This window comes from Acinetobacter sp. ACIN00229 (assembly GCF_016106645.1).
In the GTDB taxonomy this organism is placed as follows: domain Bacteria; phylum Pseudomonadota; class Gammaproteobacteria; order Pseudomonadales; family Moraxellaceae; genus Acinetobacter; species Acinetobacter oleivorans.
Window position 1 is genome coordinate 15957 of record NZ_JADWOM010000005.1, and the last position, 21237, is coordinate 37193.

General features: G+C 41.4%; 22 protein-coding genes and 1 pseudogene. 10 read left to right on the forward strand and 13 right to left on the reverse strand.

Translation table 11 applies throughout. The features are described from left to right. Positions 1-102: 102 nt before the first annotated feature. Positions 103-726 (reverse strand): TetR/AcrR family transcriptional regulator, encoded by a 624-nt coding sequence (locus I7H67_RS05710; RefSeq protein WP_198307342.1) that lies wholly within the window; start codon positions 724-726, stop codon positions 103-105. 149 nt (positions 727-875) lie between these two features. Between I7H67_RS05710 and I7H67_RS05715 the strand changes: the two genes are divergently transcribed. From I7H67_RS05715 to dnaJ, 4 genes are all read left to right on the forward strand, one after another. Beyond that, a complete protein-coding gene (locus I7H67_RS05715; RefSeq protein WP_198307343.1) occupies positions 876-1982 on the forward strand; it encodes an efflux RND transporter periplasmic adaptor subunit in 1107 nt (368 codons plus the stop codon). Further along, positions 1979-5104 carry an efflux RND transporter permease subunit gene (locus tag I7H67_RS05720; protein ID WP_013196521.1) on the forward strand — a complete coding sequence of 1042 codons (3126 nt, stop codon included), beginning with the start codon at positions 1979-1981 and terminating at the stop codon, positions 5102-5104. Before I7H67_RS05715 ends, I7H67_RS05720 begins: the two co-directional genes overlap by 4 nt. Positions 5105-5243: 139 nt before the next feature. Then, a complete protein-coding gene (locus I7H67_RS05725) occupies positions 5244-5621 on the forward strand; it encodes a hypothetical protein (RefSeq protein ID WP_198307344.1) in 378 nt (125 codons plus the stop codon). Positions 5622-5724: 103 nt separating this feature from the next. Next, positions 5725-6837, forward strand: coding sequence for a molecular chaperone DnaJ (dnaJ, locus tag I7H67_RS05730; protein ID WP_002119101.1), 1113 nt, complete (start codon positions 5725-5727; stop codon positions 6835-6837). A gap of 114 nt (positions 6838-6951) precedes the next feature. Here the strand turns inward: dnaJ and I7H67_RS05735 are convergent. Beyond that, positions 6952-7310, reverse strand: a pseudogene (locus I7H67_RS05735) (hypothetical protein). Between the two features lie 184 nt (positions 7311-7494). On the opposite strand from I7H67_RS05735, the gene dapB reads away from it, so the two are divergent. Beyond that, complete coding sequence (gene dapB, locus I7H67_RS05740; protein WP_013196523.1) at positions 7495-8316, forward strand: 4-hydroxy-tetrahydrodipicolinate reductase; 822 nt, start codon at positions 7495-7497, stop codon at positions 8314-8316. Between the two features lie 50 nt (positions 8317-8366). Beyond that, positions 8367-9020, forward strand: coding sequence for an START domain-containing protein (locus I7H67_RS05745; protein WP_004790231.1), 654 nt, complete (start codon positions 8367-8369; stop codon positions 9018-9020). A gap of 40 nt (positions 9021-9060) precedes the next feature. Here I7H67_RS05745 and I7H67_RS05750 read toward each other — a convergent pair whose 3' ends face one another. Together I7H67_RS05750 and dkgB are read right to left on the reverse strand one after the other, a co-directional pair. Then, positions 9061-10251: an MFS transporter gene (locus tag I7H67_RS05750; protein ID WP_144732403.1), complete on the reverse strand. Its 1191-nt coding sequence runs from the start codon at positions 10249-10251 to the stop codon at positions 9061-9063. A 4-nt stretch (positions 10252-10255) separates the two neighbouring features. Then, positions 10256-11059, reverse strand: a complete 804-nt coding sequence (dkgB, locus tag I7H67_RS05755) for a 2,5-didehydrogluconate reductase DkgB (protein WP_005300363.1) — start codon at positions 11057-11059, stop codon at positions 10256-10258. A 120-nt stretch (positions 11060-11179) separates the two neighbouring features. On the opposite strand from dkgB, the gene I7H67_RS05760 reads away from it, so the two are divergent. Further along, the gene (locus tag I7H67_RS05760) at positions 11180-12082 is read left to right on the forward strand and encodes a LysR family transcriptional regulator (RefSeq protein WP_151988799.1); all 903 of its coding nucleotides are present in this window, start codon (positions 11180-11182) and stop codon (positions 12080-12082) included. On the opposite strand, the gene I7H67_RS05765 is transcribed toward I7H67_RS05760, so the two are convergent. Beyond that, complete coding sequence (locus I7H67_RS05765) at positions 12066-12440, reverse strand: hypothetical protein (protein WP_198307345.1); 375 nt, start codon at positions 12438-12440, stop codon at positions 12066-12068. The genes I7H67_RS05760 and I7H67_RS05765 overlap by 17 nt on opposite strands. A 90-nt stretch (positions 12441-12530) precedes the next feature. On the opposite strand from I7H67_RS05765, the gene I7H67_RS05775 reads away from it, so the two are divergent. After that, positions 12531-13955: a PLP-dependent aminotransferase family protein gene (locus I7H67_RS05775; RefSeq protein ID WP_198307346.1), complete on the forward strand. Its 1425-nt coding sequence runs from the start codon at positions 12531-12533 to the stop codon at positions 13953-13955. A gap of 2 nt (positions 13956-13957) precedes the next feature. Here I7H67_RS05775 and ahr read toward each other — a convergent pair whose 3' ends face one another. From ahr to I7H67_RS05815, 8 genes are all read right to left on the reverse strand, one after another. After that, positions 13958-14986, reverse strand: a complete 1029-nt coding sequence (gene ahr, locus I7H67_RS05780; protein WP_198307347.1) for an NADPH-dependent aldehyde reductase Ahr — start codon at positions 14984-14986, stop codon at positions 13958-13960. A gap of 38 nt (positions 14987-15024) precedes the next feature. Further along, on the reverse strand, positions 15025-15585 hold the full coding sequence (locus tag I7H67_RS05785; RefSeq protein WP_005300378.1) for a DNA-3-methyladenine glycosylase I: 561 nt from the start codon (positions 15583-15585) through the stop codon (positions 15025-15027). A 30-nt stretch (positions 15586-15615) separates the two neighbouring features. Next, positions 15616-15861: a hypothetical protein gene (locus tag I7H67_RS05790; protein ID WP_151827006.1), complete on the reverse strand. Its 246-nt coding sequence runs from the start codon at positions 15859-15861 to the stop codon at positions 15616-15618. 9 nt (positions 15862-15870) lie between these two features. Next, positions 15871-16407, reverse strand: coding sequence for a M23 family metallopeptidase (locus tag I7H67_RS05795; RefSeq protein ID WP_005300382.1), 537 nt, complete (start codon positions 16405-16407; stop codon positions 15871-15873). Between the two features lie 47 nt (positions 16408-16454). Then, positions 16455-17489: an A/G-specific adenine glycosylase gene (gene mutY / locus I7H67_RS05800; RefSeq protein WP_198307348.1), complete on the reverse strand. Its 1035-nt coding sequence runs from the start codon at positions 17487-17489 to the stop codon at positions 16455-16457. 141 nt (positions 17490-17630) lie between these two features. Further along, positions 17631-17993, reverse strand: a complete 363-nt coding sequence (locus I7H67_RS05805; RefSeq protein WP_005300389.1) for an HIT family protein — start codon at positions 17991-17993, stop codon at positions 17631-17633. 183 nt (positions 17994-18176) lie between these two features. Next, complete coding sequence (locus tag I7H67_RS05810) at positions 18177-18914, reverse strand: dienelactone hydrolase family protein (RefSeq protein WP_198307349.1); 738 nt, start codon at positions 18912-18914, stop codon at positions 18177-18179. Positions 18915-19084: 170 nt separating this feature from the next. Then, positions 19085-19243 (reverse strand): DUF1328 domain-containing protein, encoded by a 159-nt coding sequence (locus I7H67_RS05815; RefSeq protein WP_002053759.1) that lies wholly within the window; start codon positions 19241-19243, stop codon positions 19085-19087. 193 nt (positions 19244-19436) lie between these two features. On the opposite strand from I7H67_RS05815, the gene I7H67_RS05820 reads away from it, so the two are divergent. Together I7H67_RS05820 and I7H67_RS05825 are read left to right on the forward strand one after the other, a co-directional pair. After that, positions 19437-19895 (forward strand): YcgN family cysteine cluster protein, encoded by a 459-nt coding sequence (locus tag I7H67_RS05820; RefSeq protein ID WP_004790211.1) that lies wholly within the window; start codon positions 19437-19439, stop codon positions 19893-19895. Between the two features lie 108 nt (positions 19896-20003). After that, positions 20004-21176 carry a PQQ-dependent sugar dehydrogenase gene (locus tag I7H67_RS05825; RefSeq protein WP_198307350.1) on the forward strand — a complete coding sequence of 391 codons (1173 nt, stop codon included), beginning with the start codon at positions 20004-20006 and terminating at the stop codon, positions 21174-21176. The last annotated feature ends 61 nt before the right edge of the window (positions 21177-21237 follow it).

Genomic DNA, 21237 nt, shown 5'->3' on the forward strand with positions numbered 1-21237 from the left:
AAGAAAATGTGAATTTTTGCTTAAAAAATAACATTTAATTCGCTTATTGCATCTTAAAAGTAGACATGCACTCAGTGCAACTTTTGGCAATCGGACTTTGGTTTAATTCCGATATTTGAGCAAAAATAAATGAATTGCATCTTTAATAATTTGTTCTAGCTCTTCTGCATTAGGTACGGCAATAATTCTAAGTAGAACCTTATGGTGACGTACACCAAGCAACAAAGTTAAAAGAAGCTCTGTTTGATAAATTGGATCATCGGCTTGGATAAAACCTAATTCAGCTGCTTTTTGGAAGAATGCGGCTAACTGATTTTGAAGTCGTGTATGCGATGCATCAAAAAACTGTTCAGCTAAAGGGCTTTGTTCTGCTGCGAGCTCAAATAATACATGTTCCAGCTTTAATGCTTCAGGTGAATAAATAATCTGCAAAGCGCGTGAACACACAATAAAGAGTGCTTGATAAAAGTCTACCGATGCATCTAATTCAAATTGTTTAGGATTTAGCGTCTCTTCACAGGTTTGCGTAATTGCACAGATAAACAGGTTTGCTTTGTCTTGAAAGTGATTATAAACCGTGAGTTTAGTGACACCTGCTTCCTGGGCAATCTGGTTCATGCTGGTACCGTGATAGCCAGATTTTAAAAAAATAGCTTTCGCGGCTTGTAAGATACGAGCACGTTTTTCCAGATCTTTGGGACGACCACTTTGATTAACTGTTTGCACAAAATCCTCTGATAAAAATTTAAAAAGATAGCAATTTATAAGTTTTTCTTTAATTAATGTACCCATGGGTATATTAATTAAAAAATAAACAATTTATGATGCAAGCATATTGTGCCTTAAAAAATCAGTTTGAATAAGAGCGATAAGATATGAATCTGTTAAAACCTCTCATCATGAGTATGGTGATTGTTTGTACGGTCACATTAATGGGGTGTAGTAAAGAAGCTCCCAAAACAGAAGAAATACCCTATGTAATGGTGGCCCAACCCTTAACTACTCTCAATGAACAAAAAAGCTATGCAGGGGATGTGCAGGCCAGACAGCAAACAGCTTTAGCATTTCGGGTCGGTGGACAGGTTACGGCACGTTATGTGGATGTAGGTGATCGAGTTAAAGTCGGACAAGTTTTAGCAAAGCTTGACGTAGCAGATGCTCAGCTACAATTAAATGCCGCTAAAGCCCAACTGGACAATGCACAGGCTTCAGCAAAAACAGCAGCAGACGAACTTAAACGTTTTCAGCAATTATTGCCGATTAATGCGGTAAGTCGTTCGCAATTCGATACGGTAAAAAATCAATATGACGCTGCGCAAGCGGCTCTACAGCAAGCTCGTTCTAATTATGAAGTTTCTGCAAACCAAACTGGTTATAACCAACTCGTTTCTAATAAAAACGGGGTGATTACTGCACGAAACATTGAGATTGGACAAGTCGTTGCTGCGGGCCAAGCGGCTTATCAACTGGCGATTGATGGAGAGCGTGAAGTTGTCATTGGTGTGCCAGAACAAGCGGTTTCCGAGATCAAGGTTGGCCAAGCAGCTTGGGTGACGTTATGGTCTAAACCGAATGACCGATTTGCTGGTTATGTGCGTGAAGTTTCCCCAGCAGCGGATCAGTCTCGTACATTTACAGTGAAAGTTGCACTCAAAGAAGGTCAATCTGCTATTCAGCTTGGACAAAGTGCACGCGTATTTTTTAGCTCGACTCAAACCAATGTGATGAGTGTGCCACTTTCAAGTGTTTCAGCAACAGATAATCAGCCTTATGTCTGGGTGGTTAATGTGAATCAGACTTTACGTAAAGTACCTGTAACGATTGGTGCATATGGCAAAGATAGTGTACCTGTGTTATCTGGCTTGGCTCCAAATGATTGGGTTGTGATTGGCGGCGTACATTTGCTACGTGATAAACAGAAGATTCATCCGATCGATCGTGAAAACCGTGGGGTGAAAATTCAGGGAGCAACCCAGCCATGAAATTCAATCTCTCGGAATGGGCATTAAATAATAAGGGCATTGTCCTTTATTTTATGCTGTTGCTTGGCATTATCGGTGCAATCTCTTATTCAAAATTATCACAAAGTGAAGATCCACCATTTACCTTTAAGGTCATGGTGGTGCAGACCTACTGGCCTGGGGCGACTGCCAAAGAAGTTTCTACTTTAGTTACTGACCGTATCGAAAAGGAACTCATGACAACAGGGCAGTATGACAAGATTATGGCTTACTCCCGTCCGGGTGAGTCGTTGGTCACTTTTGTAGCGAAGGATTCACTGACTTCTGACAAGATTCCTGATGTTTGGTACAACGTTCGTAAGAAGGTAAATGATATACGCCATGAACTTCCAAACGGTGTACAAGGTCCATTTTTCAATGACGAATTTGGAGACACTTACGGCAATATTTATGTACTGACAGGCAAAGACTTTGACTATGCACTTCTTAAGGAATATGCAGATCGTTTGCAATTACAGCTTCAACGTGTCAAGGATGTCAGTAAGGTTGAATTAATTGGTCTGCAAGATCAAAAAATCTGGATTGAGATTTCTAACACCAAAGCGGTACAGCTTGGTATTCCAGTTACAGCGATTCAAGATGCCTTACAAAAGCAAAATAGTATGGCAAGTGCAGGTTTTTTTGAAACAGGCACAGACCGCATCCAGATTCGGGTAAGTGGTCATTTACAAAACATTGATGAAATTAAGAAAATGCCTTTACTGGTAGGTGATAAAACCATTCAGCTCGGAGATGTCGCTGATGTCTACCGTGGTTTTAGTCAACCTGCTCAGCCACGTATGCGTTTCATGGGTGAAAATGGCATTGGTATTGCTTTATCAATGCGTAAGGGCGGTGACATTATTGCCTTAGGTAAAAATCTCGACACAGAATTTGCCCAACTGCAAAAAACTTTACCTTTAGGCATGAAGCTCCAAAAAGTTTCTGACCAACCTGTAGCAGTACAACGCAGTATTCATGAGTTTATAAAGGTACTCGCTGAGGCAGTTATTATTGTCTTGTTAGTGAGTTTTTTCTCTTTAGGTTTCCGTACAGGATTGGTTGTCGCTTTTTCTATTCCTTTAGTTTTAGCAATGACTTTTGCGGGGATGAATCTATTCGATGTCGGACTGCATAAGATTTCACTGGGTGCTTTGATTCTGGCGCTAGGTCTATTAGTCGATGACGCCATTATTGCCGTCGAGATGATGGCAATTAAGATGGAGCAGGGTTATAGCCGGATTAAAGCCGCCGGCTTTGCGTGGAAAACAACTGCATTTCCGATGCTCACCGGAACACTGATTACTGCGGCTGGTTTCTTACCGATCGCTACAGCTCAGTCTGGTACAGGTGAATACACTCGCTCTATCTTTCAGGTGGTAACGATTGCCTTATTAGTCTCTTGGGTTGCAGCAGTTTTATTCGTACCTTATTTAGGCGAAAAGCTATTACCCGATTTTACTAAAACAGGTCATCAAGCACCTTGGTATGTCCGTTTATGGGCGAGGCTAACCAAAAAACCGCAACCGCAAACTGTGGCCATTTCACAGGACCATCACTACGATCCTTATCAATCTAATTTCTATTTACGTTTTAGAAAGATGGTCGAGTTTTGTGTGACTTACCGTAAAACCGTAATTGCGACGACGGTGGGTGTTTTTGTGCTATCTGTGCTGATGTTTAAGATAGTGCCTCAGCAGTTTTTCCCACCTTCAAACCGTGCTGAGATTTTAGTCGATTTAAAACTTGAAGAAGGCGCTTCTTTAACAGCGACAGAACAAGCTGTGAAAAAGGTTGAAAAATTCCTGTCTAAACAAAAAGGTATTGATAACTATGTGGCATATGTCGGTACAGGGTCACCACGTTTTTATTTACCGTTAGACCAGCAATTACCGCAAGCCAGCTTTGCACAGTTTGTTGTACTCGCATCATCGCTTGATGATCGTGATGAAATCCGACGCTCGTTAGACAAACAAATTAGACAATTGCTGCCGCAAGTTCGTACTCGCGTGTCATTACTGGAGAATGGCCCTCCTGTTGGTTATCCATTGCAATATCGTGTGTCGGGTGAAGATCAAAATCTGGTCCGTCAAGAAGCACAGAAAGTCGCTAAACTGATTAGCGAAAACCCGAATACCACCAATGTACATTTAGATTGGGGTGAGCCGAGTAAGATTATTTCAATTCAAATTGATCAAGATCGTGCTCGACAAATGGGTGTTTCTAGTGTGGATTTAGCGAACTTCATTAATGCATCAATTACAGGTAGTGCAATTGAGCAATATCGTGAAAAGCGTGAACTCATTGAAATCCGTTTACGTGGTGATCAGAGCGAGCGAGTTGAAGTGGCTTCCCTAGCAAGTTTAGCTGTACCAACGAACAACGGAACGACTGTGCCTTTAGCCCAGATTGCTAAAATTGAGTATAAGTTTGAAGATGGTTTAATTTGGCATCGTAACCGCTTACCGACCATTACTGTTCGCGCAGATATCCGCACTCAATTACAACCAGCTACAGTAGTTGGCGAGTTAGCTGAATCGATGGATAAGTTACGGGCTGAATTACCAAGTGGTTATCTTGTTGAAGTTGGTGGAACTGTAGAAGAGTCTGCACGTGGGCAAAATTCCGTTAATGCGGGTATGCCACTGTTCTTGGCTGTGGTCATGACATTACTGATGATTCAGCTCAAAAGCTTATCTCGCGCGACCATTGTGTTGTTAACAGCTCCGCTTGGTTTAATTGGTGTGGTTTTATTCTTGCTCCTATTTAACAAACCATTTGGCTTTGTGGCCATGTTGGGCACAATTGCGCTCTCTGGCATGATCATGCGTAACTCGCTTATTTTGATTGATCAAATTGAACAAGACAGGCAAGCAGGGCATCCAACATGGGAGGCGATTATTGAGGCGACAGTGCGTCGATTCCGCCCGATTATTTTGACTGCATTAGCCGCGGTTTTGGCCATGATTCCACTTTCACGAAGTATTTTCTTTGGTCCAATGGCAGTTGCGATCATGGGCGGCTTGATTGTTGCCACCTTACTGACATTATTTTTCTTACCTGCGCTCTACGCAGCATGGTTTAAGGTGAAAAAAACCGCATAAAATTCATAAATTTTTTGTGAATAAAGGTGCGAAATATTGAAAACTCCAATATAGTAGCACCTGTCTTTACACAAAAAATACAGGATTATTTCGCTGCATAAAAAATAGGCTAAGTGCAGTGGATTGAGGTGAAATACAGATGGGGCAAGACCATATCGAACAGCATCGCCGTTATATAGTAATTTCTTATGCGTTCATGTTTCTTGCATTGTTTACGGTTATTTTTGCGGCCTTTGCTTATTTGGTCGCTCGTAAAGTGGCGGTTGTAGATAATGCAGAAGTTTGGATTCATGCGCATGCACTATGGATTATGCGAAACGGGATTCTATTTCTTTGTATGGCAATTTTTGCTGTGGTCTGGTTTATTCCGCTCTTCTTTTTTGCATGGGACAGTAACCTCTGGATAACCGCCTCTACGGTTGCGGGTGTGGTATTTAGTGCTATTGCGTGGTTATTTCTATTAAATGCATGGTTAAAAGGCTTGTCTAAATATTTAAAAAATAAGGCAGTTTTTTAATATATCTATTTTTTAAACATTTTACCCTTGTAAATTCGGCTAAAGCCCCCCATTTAGTCGGCAATAGAGTATTGATAAAATTCCGTGAGGAGCACCGCCAAAAATGGCTAAACGTGATTATTATGAGGTTTTAGGCGTTTCAAAAACCGCAAGTGATGATGAGATCAAAAAAGCCTACCGTAAATTGGCGATGAAATATCATCCTGATAGAAACCCTGACAATGCCGAAGCTGAAGAGAAATTTAAAGAAGCTGCTGAAGCTTATGAAGTTTTATCGGACAGCGAAAAGCGTAGCATGTACGATCGCATGGGTCATAATGCGTTCGAAGGCGGCTTTGGCGGCGGTGGTGGTGGCTTTGGTGGATTTAGTGCCGAAGACATTTTCAGCCAGTTCGGTGATATCTTCGGTGGTGCATTCGGTGGCGGTGGACGTCAACAGCGTCAACGTCGCGGATCAGATCTACGCTATGTAATGGAACTTACCCTTGAAGAAGCTGTAAAAGGGGTGAAAAAAACCATTACCTTTACTGCTCCAGCACCTTGTGATGTGTGTGATGGTAAAGGTTCAAAAAATCCAAAAGATGTTGAAACCTGTAAAACTTGTCATGGTTCAGGACAAGTGCGTATGCAGCAAGGTTTCTTCTCTGTACAACAAACATGTGGTACTTGTCGTGGCCAAGGTAAAATTATTAAAAACCCTTGTCAGGCATGTCATGGTTCAGGTGTTGCTGATCGCCAGCAAACGTTGGAAGTTACAATTCCAGCGGGTGTAGATAATGGTGACCGCGTTCGTTTGAGTGGCAAAGGCGAAGCAATTCGTGATGGCCAATCAGGTGATTTGTACGTTGAAGTCGTTGTTCGTGAACACGAAATTTTCCAACGTGATGGTGCCGATCTTTATATGGACGTACCAGTGAGCATTGCTGATGCTGCACTTGGTAAAGAAATTGAAATTCCAACTTTGGAAGGTCGCGTTAGCTTGAAGATTCCTGAGGGAACTCAAACAGGTAAACTATTCCGTTTACGTGGCAAAGGCGTTCGTCCAGTACGTAGCAGCATGGTGGGTGATTTACTCTGCCGTATTGTGGTAGAAACACCAGTCAACTTAAATTCTCGTCAACGTGAATTACTTAAAGAGTTGCAAGCTTCTTTTGATGGCGAAGACAGTGCTTCTTCACCGAAGAAAAAATCATTCTTTGATCGTTTGTTCGATTAATACTTGATTAGATAAGAAATTAAAAAGAAGGCGGATATTCATAAAATATCCGCCTTTTTATTGCGCTGATTCATCTTATTATTTTTATTCTGCTTAAAAGAAAATTACGTCTGCTTACTCTGTAGGGTGAGCAACATCAATATCATTAACACTTACAGTCGGTTCGTTAGAAGCAAGAGTAGGAGCATTTTCGATTACTGGTGCAGCTACTGCTTCTGCCTGTACAGCTACTTTTGGCGCCTCTGCTGTTGTTTCGCCAATAATCGGGTCAATATCTTCAACTTTAACGTTGGTATTGGCATCAGTTGCTACAGTTTGAGCTGTAGGAATTGCTGTTTGAGTACTTACGTTAGTTGTAATACGTGCTTAGATAAGCTTTCTAATGTGTCTCCTGGCTGGATTGCAGGCTCTGCAAATGCCACTGAACTCATAATCCCCATCATCACTGTAAAGCCAATAATTCTCGAATGCATGCTGAACTCCTTATAGTCATCTTTTTTTCATTCGTGGCTGAGTAGTGTGCAGATTAATTCTTTAACTTTTGTGAAAACAGATTAAATTTCAGTTCATCTCAAAAAATAATTTTTACTTTTTATCGTGAGCAAAGAGTTTTGATATAGTAGACAAATTACGTAAAACAGAAGATTGGGAAGGATTATGTCAGCAGCTCCACGCATTGGTATTTTAGGTGCAGGCGGTCGTATGGGCCGTACGCTTATTCAAGCAGTTCAACAAGCAGGCTATCAATTAGCTGCTGCGGTAGAGCGTCCGGAAAGTAGTTTGGTGGGCACTGACGCTGGTGAGCTTGCTGGTATTGGTTCAGTGGGTGTGAAGGTTTCAGGAAGCTTGGCCGATGTTCTGAAAGATTGCGATGTAATCATTGATTTTACTGCACCAGTTGCAACTGCTCAGCATTTGAAGCTTTGCCGTGAAGCTGGGGTTGCCATGGTTATTGGTACAACAGGTATGTCAGATGAGCAAAAAGCTGAATTAGACGAAGTTGCCACTCATACACCTGTAGTTTACGCAGCGAACTATTCAGTAGGCGTAAATGTATCAATCAAGTTACTTGAGCTTGCAGCAAAAGTATTTGGCGATACAGTAGATATTGAAGTGATTGAAGCTCATCACCGTCATAAAGTAGATGCGCCGTCAGGTACAGCGTTAATGATGGGTGAAGCGATTGCAGATACTTTAGGCCGTAACCTAAAAGAAGTTGCTGTTTATGGCCGTGAAGGGCACACAGGTCCGCGTGAACGTCAAACGATTGGTTTTGAAACCATTCGTGGTGGCGATATCGTGGGTGAGCACACTGTGATGTTCATTGGTGAAGGTGAGCGCGTTGAAGTGACTCATAAAGCAACGAATCGTATGAACTTTGCTGCTGGTGCAGTGCGAGCTGCTGCATGGGTTGTGGGCCGTGAAGCACGTAAATATGACATGAAAGATGTTTTAGGATTGAACGACGTACAGGTTTAAAACCCTGTCCGTATTCCATGTGTAGCGAGAAAAACAAGATAGAGCAGAACATGAATAAAAAACAAATTGCCTTGACCACTCTTCTTTGCTTAAGCAGCCTCTGGACGGGGGCTGCTTCTACGGAAAAAGCTAAACTCAGCTTAGACCGTAATAATATTAAAGTCTGGACCTATCAAAAGACTGATAATCCAGTCTTTCAATATAAGGCTGAAACGACTTTTGATGTGCCACTTGAACGCGCTGTTGCTGTGATTTTAGATGTAAATCGTGCTGATCAGTGGGTGCCTTATATGGGCAAGGTTCAGATGTTGTCTCAAGATGAGAAAAAGGGTGAATTCACACTCTATATGCTGTTAGATTTTCCTTTTCCTCTAAAAGATCGCGATGTGGTCGTGAAAGGAAAAATGAGTAAAGCAGCCAATGGCCTCATTACCATTAAGAATACGGCGATTAATAGTAATTATCCGATACAACCCGATGTCGTGCGCTTAACACGCTATGAAGGGGATTGGACCTTCCAGAAACTTGCAAATAACAAAGTTAAAGTAACTACAAGTGGTTATGCTGATCCAGCCGGTGCGATTCCGCTGAGCTTCGTAAATATGTTTGTTCAACAGCAACCTTATCAGATGTTGTTGAAAATGAAGCGGGAAGTGACTAGTCCGATTTATGAACAACCTAAATTACCAGATATTTTAAAATGAATAACTTAAAAAAAGCGCCTGATCTCAGGCGCTTTTTTTATTAATCTGAACACTGCTGTAATGCTTGGGCTGGACTACTCTCGCGTTTGATTTGGAATAAAACCAATAACAAACCTAACCCTGCTAGCAATGCACCAGCAAATGATACTGCGCTATAACCCCAACCTAAATCGAGTACTAACGCACCTGCTGCTGCTCCAACTGCGTTACCTAAGTTAAAGGCACCGATATTTACTGAAGAGGCAAGGCCTGGTGCTTCGTGAGCGACAGACATTACACGCATTTGCAAAGGTGGAACTAAAGCAAAGGTTGCGGCACCCCAGATCACTAATGCAATGGCTGCTCCAATCTGGCTTTGTGCAAGGATTGGGAAAGTCACCATCATTACAATTAACAGAACCAAGAAACCAATCAGAGTTTTGTTAATAGACAAATCTGCAAAGCGACCGCCTAAATGGTTCCCCACTGAGAAACCGACACCAATCAACATGAGCATAAACGTAATGAAGGTCGGAGAAGCATGTGTAAACTCAGTCAAACTTGGCGCAATATAGGTATAGAGCGTAAACATTGCACCTGCACCAAGTACGGTGGTGAGTAGAGCAAGTATTACTGGAGTGCGCGTTAACACTTTCAACTCAGCTTTCACATTCGGCTTTTGGGCAACCATACCTTGTGGTAATGCTTTCCATAAAGCGAGCATAGTAATCACACCAAGCAAGGAAATCGCAAGGAAAGACATACGCCAGCCAATGTTTTGCCCAACCCATGTTGCCAACGGTACACCACCAATATTCGCAATGGTTAAGCCCATAAACATGGTTGCTACAGCACTGGCCTGTTTATGTGCGGGCACAATGCTTGCTGCTACAACTGAACCGATCCCGAAGAAAGCACCATGGTTAAGGCTTGTGATGAGACGCGCACCTAATAAGCTCATATAGCTTGGTGAAAATGCCGCTATCAGGTTACCTACCGTAAAGATCGCCATGAGAAAGATAAGCGCATTACGTCGTGCAAAACCACCAAACCACAGGGTCATGAAAGGCGCACCTAGCATGACGCCAAGAGCATAGCCCGTAATTAACATTCCAGCCGTTGGAATTGAAATCCCTAAATCATTAGCGATATTCGGCAACAGTCCCATCGGAGAGAATTCTGTGGTGCCAATGGCAAAGGCACCAATTGCCAATGCCAATAACGAGAACGCCGTATTTGATTGAGTGTTCATGAGTTTAGTCCCAAACTGGTGCCCATGGCTCTGGGCTAACTTCACGACTGTTACGATCAAGTTCGGCAATCATTTGCATTTCAGCTGAAGTTAACTCGATATCCTGTGCTTTTAAGTTGCTAATCAGGTTTTCACGTTTAGTCGAAGATGGAATAACTGCAAAACCACGTTGCAATGCCCATGCAAGTGCAATTTGTGCTGTCGTTGCTTTATGAGCTGCTGCAATTTCAGTTAAAACAGGGTCTTGAAGCACTTTACCGTACGCAAGCGTCATATATGAAGTGACATCAATATTCTTCTCTTGTAAGAAATTTACAAGTTTATGGTTTTGAAGATAAGGGCTTAACTCAATCTGGTTGGTTGCAATATTTTCAGCACCAATTGTATCAATCGCTTGTTGAGTAAGCTCAATATTGAAGTTTGAAATACCAATTTGTTTAGTAAGACCTTGTTCTTTCGCTTCAAGTAAAAGCTTCATGATTTCAGGAATCGAAACGCCTAAATCTGGTGCTGGCCAATGAATCAAAGTTAAATCGACATGGTCAGTACGAAGCTTTTCTAAGCTTTCTTTTAAGCTTGGAATAAACTTATCTTGAGCAAAATTATCTACCCAGATTTTTGTGGTTAGAAATAAGTCCTGACGCGATACACCGCTTTCAGCAATGGCTTGACCAATCGCTGCTTCATTGTCATAAATTTGAGCAGTATCAATTACACGGTAACCTACGTCTAAAGCAGTTTTCACAGAATCAATGACTGCTTGTTCTTTAAGACGGAAAGTACCTAGACCAAAACGTGGAATATTCATGTGTTTACCTAAATTTGAATAATCATTTAACTTGATGTGCATTTTGCTTTTTTTATTGTTGCGAAAAAATAGATGAATAAGCAAAATATCTTTGATCATTAGTCAATAATGGAATAAGACATGAAATCAACAATTGAAGAACTCGTCGCGTTTATCGCAATCGTTGATACGGGTTCTTTTGTTGCGGCAGCAGAGCATTTAAAACAAACACCTTCGGGAGTTAGTCGATCTTTAACACGCTTGGAAGCGAAGTTAGATGTGACCTTGTTAGAGCGAACGACACGTAAATTAAAACTCACACAAGAAGGGCAGCAATTTTTGGTAAAGGCCCGTAAAATCTTAAATGAACTAAATGCGGCTGAAGAAGAACTACAAAAATCTGATCAGGGTACTGCGGGACTCATTCGTATTGATTCAGCAACGCCGTTTGTTTTACACGTGATTGCCCCATTAATGCATAAGTTTCGAGAGTGTTATCCAAATATTGAAATTGAGTTAAATAGTAATGATCAGGTGATTGATCTATTGCAGCATAAAACCGATGTGGCATTTCGGTTTGGGGAGCTTAATGATTCGAGTCTGCATGCCAAACTTGTGTGTAAAAGTCGCTTATTTATTGTTGCGAGTCCAGAATATCTAGCGATTAAAGGCACACCAACACAACCTGAACAACTCGAACAGCATAATCTGATTGGCTTTACCAGACCTGCCTATATTAATAGCTGGCCGATTAAAGTCGGCGATGAATATTTTTTCGCACAAGCAAATATTAAAGCTTCTAGCGGTGAGACGGTACGCCAACTCACGATTAGAGGTCATGGTATCGCACGACTATCTGAATTTGAAGTTTGGAAAGATATTCAAGAAGGACGCTTGATTGCATTATTCGAAGACCAAATTGAACATCAATATCAAAGCATCCATGCTGTGTATTATCAACAAGAGCATCTACCAAAACGAATCCGTTTATTCATTGAGTTTTTGGCAGAACAGTTAAAAGATGGTTTTAAAAGCGCTCTCTAAAAGTAGCATAGCCATTAGTTGGAAAATGAACTTCTAAAATTGGAGTGATTTGCCCCTCTGATGAATGCTGTGCCAGAAAATAGCTTTTTTGCTGTTGTCGACAACTAAAATATAATTTGGAATAAGTTGAATTCACCATGACAACTTCATTTGAGCTATTACGCTTATATTGATAGTGAGAAATCGTACTGGCCTCATCATCAGTGCGTTGCTCCATTTTATAGTCTTGTTGATTGGTCATTTTTAAATAACCTTCAATGAGACTTTGGCAAACCGTATGTCTGTACTGCTCGTTTTTTGGTTGTGGCTGGCAACCTGCTAAAACAATAGTAAATAACAATATAGCTTTTAATTTCATGATCTTGCTACTCTTTGAGTTGATTTCTATAGCGTAAAGGTGTTCTATAAACCAGTACAGATACAGAAATTTTTAAAAAAGCAGCACAGAATGACTTTCCAATATCAGGTTCTTGCCAATCAATTAGCACATCGAATTTATCAAGATGAGCTCAAGCCTCATCAGAAGCTGATTTCATTACGAGATTTCGCTCGTCAGCACAGTATTAGCTTAAGCACAGCAAAAAGTTGCTATGAATTACTTGAGGCGAGGGGGCTGATTTATGTAAAGCCGAAATCAGGTTATTTTGTGGTTGCTCGTACTCAATCTAGTCCTATTCCGGATAGTCCAGATTTTTTGTCTTTACCTCGGCAAGTCTCAAATTTAGAGTTGCATAACCAAATTCAAGAAGCCGCCTTACAAAGCCATCTCGTACCGTTGGGTTCGATTCAGTTGACGCCGCATTTTATTCCGGTAGAGGGTTTACGTCGTTCTATTCAACGGGCGTTAAAAAATTGCCAGCCACAAGATTTTCTCTATTGTAATAAACAAGGACATGAGCAATTAAGAAAAGCGCTTTCTGATCATTGGCGTGAAGACGGAATCTTCATTGCAACGGAAGATATTTTTATTACCAATGGTTGTATCCCCGCTTTATCGTTAGTCATTCAGCATCTAACAGAAGTAGGCGATAGTATTTTGATTCCGACACCTACTTTTAATGGGCAACTACAGCTTATAGCAAGTTTAAAACGACAGATTATTGAAATTCCAGCGCATCATCGTGGTATTGATCTTGAACGTTTAGAATCATTGATGGAGCAGGGTTTGGCGAAGGTTTGCCTGATGACAGCCAACTATCAAAATCCTTTAGGATATTGTTTAAGTAATGCGGAAAAACAAAAGATTGCTGAATTAGCTGCAAAGTATCAGTGCTTTATTATTGAAGACGATATTTTTGGTGAATGCGGTTACAGCAATGAACGCCCTTTACCGATTCGCTATTGGGACCGAGAAGGTTATGTCATTTGGTGTGGATCAGTCTCTAAGTCACTATCGAGCGCATATCGGGTAGGGTGGTTCTGTTTAAGTTCAAAGCTACAGCATTTAAGGCTTGAGCTACTGGCAAGTAATATTGGCGTAAATACACCGCTACAATTAGGTTTGGCCGATTTTATTTATAGCCGTGGTTATCGAGAGCATTTAGAGCAGCTACGACCAAATCTAATGCGACAGGTCGAACAATATCGCAGTTGTATTTTAAGAGCCTTTGACGGCCTTCCCATTGCGTTAAGTCAGCCAGAAGGGGGCTACGCACTTTGGATACAATTACCAAAGGAAGTAGATACCTTAGCGCTTTATTACACTGCGAAAGCTGAAGGAATTACCGTGGTACCGGGCCATGTTTTTGGTGAGGATGAGCGATATCGGCACTTCATTCGTTTAAATGCGGGTCATGAATTAACAGCAGATGTCCGCCAAGCAATTAGTGACTTGGCGGAATGGTCACGACAACAGATGAAAACCGTGAGTTAGTTTTATTCTGCGAAGTCTGCTTTCAACACAATGCGGTAGCGTGCCTGACCTGAGTGTAAACGTTCAATTGCCTCATTAAGCTGTGACATTGGAAATAGCTCAATTTGAGGCGCAATTTTTTTGCGTGCAGCAAACTTCAAGAGTTGACGTAGTGCAGCTGGTGAACCCGTCGGTGAGCCTGTCACTGACTTAGCACCACTAATAAGTGAACCTACGGAAACAGGAACAGGTTCAAGAGTAAGCCCCAAGAAGTGCAACGAACCATTCGGTGCTAGCGTAGAAATGAAAGCACGCCAGTTTAGGGTCACGTTTACTGTGCTGAGCAATAAATCAAATTTCCCTTTTTGTGCTGTTACCGCGTCTGTATCGCGGCTATTCACGACATGATCTGCTCCCATTGCTTTGAGTTCTTCTGTTTTGTCAGGATTAGAACTAAAAGCAGTGATTTCACAGCCCCATGCTTTAAGTAACTTAATGGCTATATGACCTAAGCCACCAATGCCAATCACACCGACATGATGTGTTGCTTGAATTTTATGTTTGAGTAGTGGGTCAAAAACGGTAATTCCGCCACAAAGTAAAGGACCAGCACTTTCAGCGTCTAAATCGTCAGGGAGGGGAATAGCCCACTGCCAACCTGCACGGACCTTATCGGCAAAACCACCCGCATGTCCTACGATTGTTGCAACACTTCCGCCTGTACAAAGTACTTGCTGACCATCAATACATTCATCGCAGGCTTGGCAACTTTCCGCGGTCCAGCCAATGCCGACACGTTGCCCGATTTGTAGACCTTTGGCTTCTGAACCCAAAGCAACAATTCGTCCAATAATTTCATGACCCGCAACCACAGGGTACACAGTTGAACGCCATTCATTGTTCAAAACAGAAATATCAGAATGACATAAACCACAGTATTCAACTTTTACCTCAACCTGATGCGGTTGTAATTCACCTGCATCAAATTGGTAGGGAACCAGTTTCTCACCTGCTTGCATTGCGGCATAAGCCTGAATCGTATTATTGCTCATCGGAAACTCCTTAAGCGGATTTGAACCGTTCGAGTGGGTTATGAAGCTTTAAATTGACAATCGTTTTCATGATCATCGACCATGCCTACTGCTTGCATAAAAGCATAACAGGTGGTTGGGCCGACAAATTTGAAGCCATTCTTTTTAAGAGTCTTGGAGAGTTTTACGCTGAGTTCAGTTTGTGCAGGAGCCTTACGATAATCTACAACATCATTGTGTTGTGGAGCTGCATCTACAAACTGCCAAAGCCATTTAGGAACGTCACCGACTTGTGCTTTGAGCGCTTGCCAAGCAATTGCATTATCACGAATAGCTTTGAGTTTGCCTAAGTGGCGAATTAAGCCTGCATCGGATAATTTTAGTTCTAAAAAATCATCTGTGAATGAAGCAATTTCTGCAATCGGATGATTAAAAAAATGCTGACGGTAGCTTTCTCTTTTTTTCAGTACGGTAATCCAAGATAAACCAGCTTGCTGGCCTTCAAGGCAAAGCATTTCAAATAAACGTGCTTCGTCATGTTCCGGTTTGCCCCATTCTTCATCATGGTAGGCAATATAGAGTGGATCGTCGGAACACCATCCGCAACGTTGAGTTTTCATGATAATGCTCCTTATATTTATCTTAGAATTTTAAAGTTTAAACAGCACCCATTCATTTGGGCGAGTATCCCAATAATACAGTTCAGCTTGAGTTAAGTCTTCAAACTTTAGCCAAAAGTCTTTACCAACTTTATCTGAAAAACCGGTACTGATTAGCAGGGCATCATCGCTGATTTCCATGATCCAGCCTTGATAGCTATTGCCTTTTAAAATGATCTTTTGCTGGTTGCCAGACTCGGCAAATTCTACTAAGCGATTGATCAGCGCTTCCGACATAAAATGTTCCTAGCGTAAATATGAATAAGGATTAACAGCACCACGTCCTTTACCATCTAGGTAAAGACCATAATGAAGATGAGGTGAAGTATAACGTGCATTGCCTGTATTGCCGACATAGCCAATTAGATCGCCTTTTTTGACATAGTCACCAACATTTAAGCCACGTTTGTGGTCATCAAGGTGGGCATAATAATGCCATGTTCCAGCTGGACCTAAAATCCAGATGACTTTGCCACCTAAGTTGTTATTGCGAAGATCGGCAACGAGCCCTTCAGTTGCACTGTACACTTTGGTTCCACGTGGAGCCAAAATATCAATTCCTTCGTGACTACGACCCTGACTGCGAGCAGCTCCCCATGTGTCTTTTAACTCATCTCGATCGACACCTTTCACGGGTACAGGCAGTCGATTTGGAAGCTGCATACTTTTAAGTTTATTAACTTGAGCAGGTGGAAGTGGGGCAGGTTTTTTAGGTGCACTGGCACAGGCCGCCAATAGGATAATCAGAAAACCAAGTGAGAAATGAGAAACAAAACGTCGCACAAAATACTCCCTGTCACAGTCATATCAAAATTATTTTGCTCACTATGTCACGAACGGCTTGTCGAGATCAATTTTTTCATGGCGGTTGGTACACCTTTAGCAATAGCTTGTTCTGGGCTCAACCATTGGCCTTCAAGTTCAATTGACAGATGTTCTTTTTGATCAGGTTCCACGTGGAACATGTGAGCATTAAGTAACCATGTGAAGTGAGTGAAGCTATGACTGATCTGAAAAGTTTGTGGTTGAGCCTGTAATTTAAATTGCTGGCTTAAGCTCAGTCGCTCATGTTCATTTTCTAAAATAGGTAAGCAGAATAAACCACCCCATAGACCATGGGCTTGGCGTTGTTGCCAGAACCATTCATCTTCGCACTGGATGATAAGAACATCTGCGGTTCTAACAGGAGGTGTTTTTTTCGGTTTCTTAAAAGGTAATTCTTGTTCTAAACCTTGCTGGTATGCTTGGCAATGTTCTTGCATTGGGCAATATAAACAAAGCGGTTTTTTGGGCGTACAAATCGTCGCGCCCAAGTCCATAATTGCTTGAGTGTAGTCATGGTTGCGATATGTAGGACAAAGCTCTTCAGCAAGTTTCCACATCTCACGTTCGTGCGGTGGTTTGCTTAAATCATCTTCAATAGCAAAGAAACGGGCTAATACGCGTTTTACGTTGCCATCCATAATCACGCCGTACTGGCGTAAACCCAAAGACATCAGTGCGCCTGCGGTAGAGGGGCCAATGCCGGGTAGTGCAATCCATTCTTCAAGTGTTTTAGGAAACTTACCTTGCTGAGTGACAAGGCCAGCAGCTTTATGCAAATTGCGTGCACGAGCGTAATAGCCCAGACCCGCCCAATAAGGCGCTACTTCATCCCAAGTTGCATGACCTAACGTCTCTACAGTTGGGAAGCGCTCCATAAAACGGTCAAAATATTGCAGAACCGTTTTCACCTGAGTCTGCTGCAACATAATTTCAGAAACCCAAACTTTGTACGGATCATCTGCAACTTGCCAAGGCAAATCGTGACGACCATGTTGATCGAACCAGTTTAAAAGGGCATCAGAAAAAGAAAATTCAGGCATGAACAGCTATAGAAGAGAAGTAAGGGCTAAATTATAGCTGAAATTTAGATGAAATTTTGTTTAAAGCAGGCGAACAGCGAGAGTATGTTAAAACAGAGATTACCTGATAATGAGTAACCTCTGCTTCATGTATAAAAAGGACTAATCCTTTTGTACACCCCAACGTTGGTCAAGTTTCAACGGCTGGTTTTTGTAGTACGGAATGACATGAATGTGGAAATGATCAGAATTTTGTCCGAACACTTCACCATCATTGAAGCCAATATGGAAACCGTCTGGTTGATGGCGAAGCTGTGTTTCGTGGCGAGCAATTTCAAGAAGTGTAAGCAAGCCTTGATGTTCTTTAGAAGTAATATCAAAAAAAGAACGAACATGGCGTAGTGGCGTTACCACACAGTGGCCTTTAGATAGCGGATTAGAATCAGGCAAAATTACAGCAAATTCATTCTTATCAATGATGTCATATTCATCAAATTCGCAATACGGACATTTCTTGTCAGTCATTGTTGTATCCTCTCATGTTATTCCATTAAACCCCGAGTGCGGGAAATAAGACTAGGCTTTGCTCTAGCTCAACGGGAGTATAGTTATTGAAGTATGGTTTAAAAAATACAGTAAAAATATTGCAAAGTCATAAACATTTAAGGGAGCAAATGCGAAAAAACATTTGCTCCAAATTGGCTTCTTTTATTTTAAAGTACGATCTAACAACGCGTACATTTTAGCAAGGCCTTGTTTTTCCGCTTCGCTATTATAGCCAAGGTCTACACCGTTCGCTTTAGCTTTTTCATCTGCAAGCGGGTTACTAAAGCCATGTTTAGCACCTTCTAAAACCACTACTTCGTGTTTAACCTCAGCAGCTTGCATCTCTTTTTTAAAATTAGCAACATCTTCTAAGGTGACCATGCTGTCTAGTTCACCATGTAGTACTAAAACTTCACCTTGAATGTTGCCTTTTTGAGCAGGTGCTTTCGGAGCTAATGTAGCATGGAACGTTATAATTGATTTAAGTGGTGCACCTGAGCGAGCAAGGTCTAATACAACTTTGCCACCATAGCAGAAACCAATTGCAGCAAGTTTTTCACTATTTACTTCTGGTTGGGCCGCTAGAGTTTGAAGCGCTGCATTGGCACGATCGGTAACCGTATCTAAATTTTCAAATGTCTGCATCATCCATTCATAGGCTTGAGCGGCAGTCGAAGTTACTTTTTTATCGCCATACATATCAATTGCAAGAGCAGCATAGCCATGTTCAGCAAGCTCACGTGCACGTTGTTCAGTATATTCGTTACGACCCCACCACTCAGGACCAACAATTACACCCGCAACAGGTGTTTCACTATCTGGAGCCGCAAAGTAACCAATTAAATGGCTGCCATCTGGTGCAGTATATTGAATTTCACGGGTTTTAATTGCTGTACTCATAACCTTAATCCTGAAATTTAAAGAGATTTAAACACGCTTGATTAAAGCATAAAAAGATAAAACTAATATAAATAACTGTGTAAGAATCTACATCAAAACAAAAGATAGAAATCTTCAAGCAATAAAAAAGAAGGAAACCAGTTCCTTCTTTTTAGGTGATCATAATTAAGTTACGTTCTGCCTCGGGAAATGAACCCAATGACAGCGAGAATTACAGCCACAACTAATAAAATCACGGCAAAGTCTTTAGATAGTCCTGCAACACCACCAAACCCTAATAGACTGGCAATGAGTGCAATCACTGCAAAAATTATAGCCCAACGGAACATATGCTGTTCTCCTTATTTTTTCATTGTTGTTTAACTATATAGCTTGTTTTTTGCACCGAATGTGTCGTTTATGTGGTTGAAATGTATATTAAACAATCATTTTGTGATGCTAGGAATACAGCTTCTTTTTTCGTACAGACGACTTCAATGTTATACTTAGTCACTGTTTCATCTCATCAGCTGCTAAAACATTATGTCTACCGAGACCTCACTTCGACCACTCTTCTGGAAAAACTATCCATTAGAGCAACTCACTCAAATTGAGTGGGAAGCTTTATGCGATGGGTGTGGTTTGTGCTGTTTGGTCAAGCTTGAAGATGAAGATACCCATGAGGTGGCTTATACCAAAGTGGCCTGTAAGTTACTCGATTGTGATACAGGACGTTGTACCGATTATCCAAATCGTCAGCAGCAAGTGCCAGACTGTTTGCAACTAACCCCAGAGTCTTTAAAAACAATTCATTGGTTACCATCGAGCTGTGCCTATAAGCGATTGAATGAAGGCAAAAATCTACCTTCTTGGCATTATTTAAATACAGGTTCGAGACAAAGCGTCGTTAAGGCGAAAAAGTCAGTTGCTGGACGTTGTCTTTCTGAAGTTGATGTCCATGAAGATGATCTTGAAGATTATGTCGTAAGATGGGTGCGTTAATATGCTTATGATGGGCATTTTTAATTACAACGTATTATAAAGTAACATTTTATCGTAAATTTTTTACTCATCTCCGTTATATAACAATAAAAACAAAAGGAGATAAGAGTGATGAGACGATTAGCAACCCCCTTATTATGTAGTAGCTTTTTTTTGTTGATGGCTTGTGGGTCTAATAATACAAATTCAAAAAATCTTGAACAAAATACGTCTGCAAAAACAGAGCAGACCGCCTTAACCAAACAACCTTATCAAACTGAAATATTTGCTCAATTCAATGAACCTTGGGCTTTGACCAGCTTGCCTGATCAGCGTTTATTAGTCACTGAACGGCAAGGTAAATTAAAAATTTTTAACCCTAAAAATAAACAAATCTTGGATGTTCAAGGCGTTCCAGCAGTGAACTATGGGGGACAGGGTGGTTTAGGAGATGTAGCTTTACACCCTGACTTTGCTAAGAATTATTGGGTTTATCTCAGCTACGCTACAAAAGGGCAAGGCGGATCTGGGGCAGTGATTTCGCGTGCGAAATTAGATTTATCTAATCCCAATCAGCCAAAACTTACCAATATAAAGCAGATTTGGCAGCAAGTACCTAAAGTTTCAGGACAAGGCCATTATGGACATCGTATGCTTTTTGGTGCGGACAGTAAGCTGTGGGTCAGTTCAGGTGAGCGACAAAAGTTTGACCCTGCTCAAAACATGAAAAGTAACTTGGGTAAAATCTTGCGTTTAAATGAGGATGGTTCAGCGGTTGTAGATAACCCTTTTTATAAGCAAGGCGGGGTTACTGCTGAAATATGGTCGCTTGGACACCGTAATCCATTAGGTATGGCTTTTGACCGCCAAGGACAACTCTGGGTAGTTGAAATGGGGCCTAAAGGTGGTGATGAGCTTAACGTCATCGTAAAAGGTGAAAATTATGGTTATCCAATCGTTTCAAATGGAGACCATTATTCAGGTCAACCTATTCCAGACCATCACACTCGCCCAGAATTTAAAGCACCAGAAATTGACTGGACTCCCGTAATCTCTCCGTCGAGCCTGATCATTTATCAGGGACAACAATTTCCTGCATGGAAAAATAAGGCGTTAATCGGCGGGCTATCTTCAGAAGCAATTATTGTGGTGGATTTAGAGCATAAACCCGTGAAAGAAGTGCAAAGATTAGATATGAAAAAACGTATTCGTGGATTACATGAAGCCCAAGATGGCTCGATTTGGGTGATTGAAGACGGCTCAAATGCGCGTTTACTGAAGCTGAGTAAGAAGCCCTCTTAATGCGAACCAGCCTGTAAATAACGGACGTGTCTCATAGATTCAAATTGTAGATTTCTGTGAG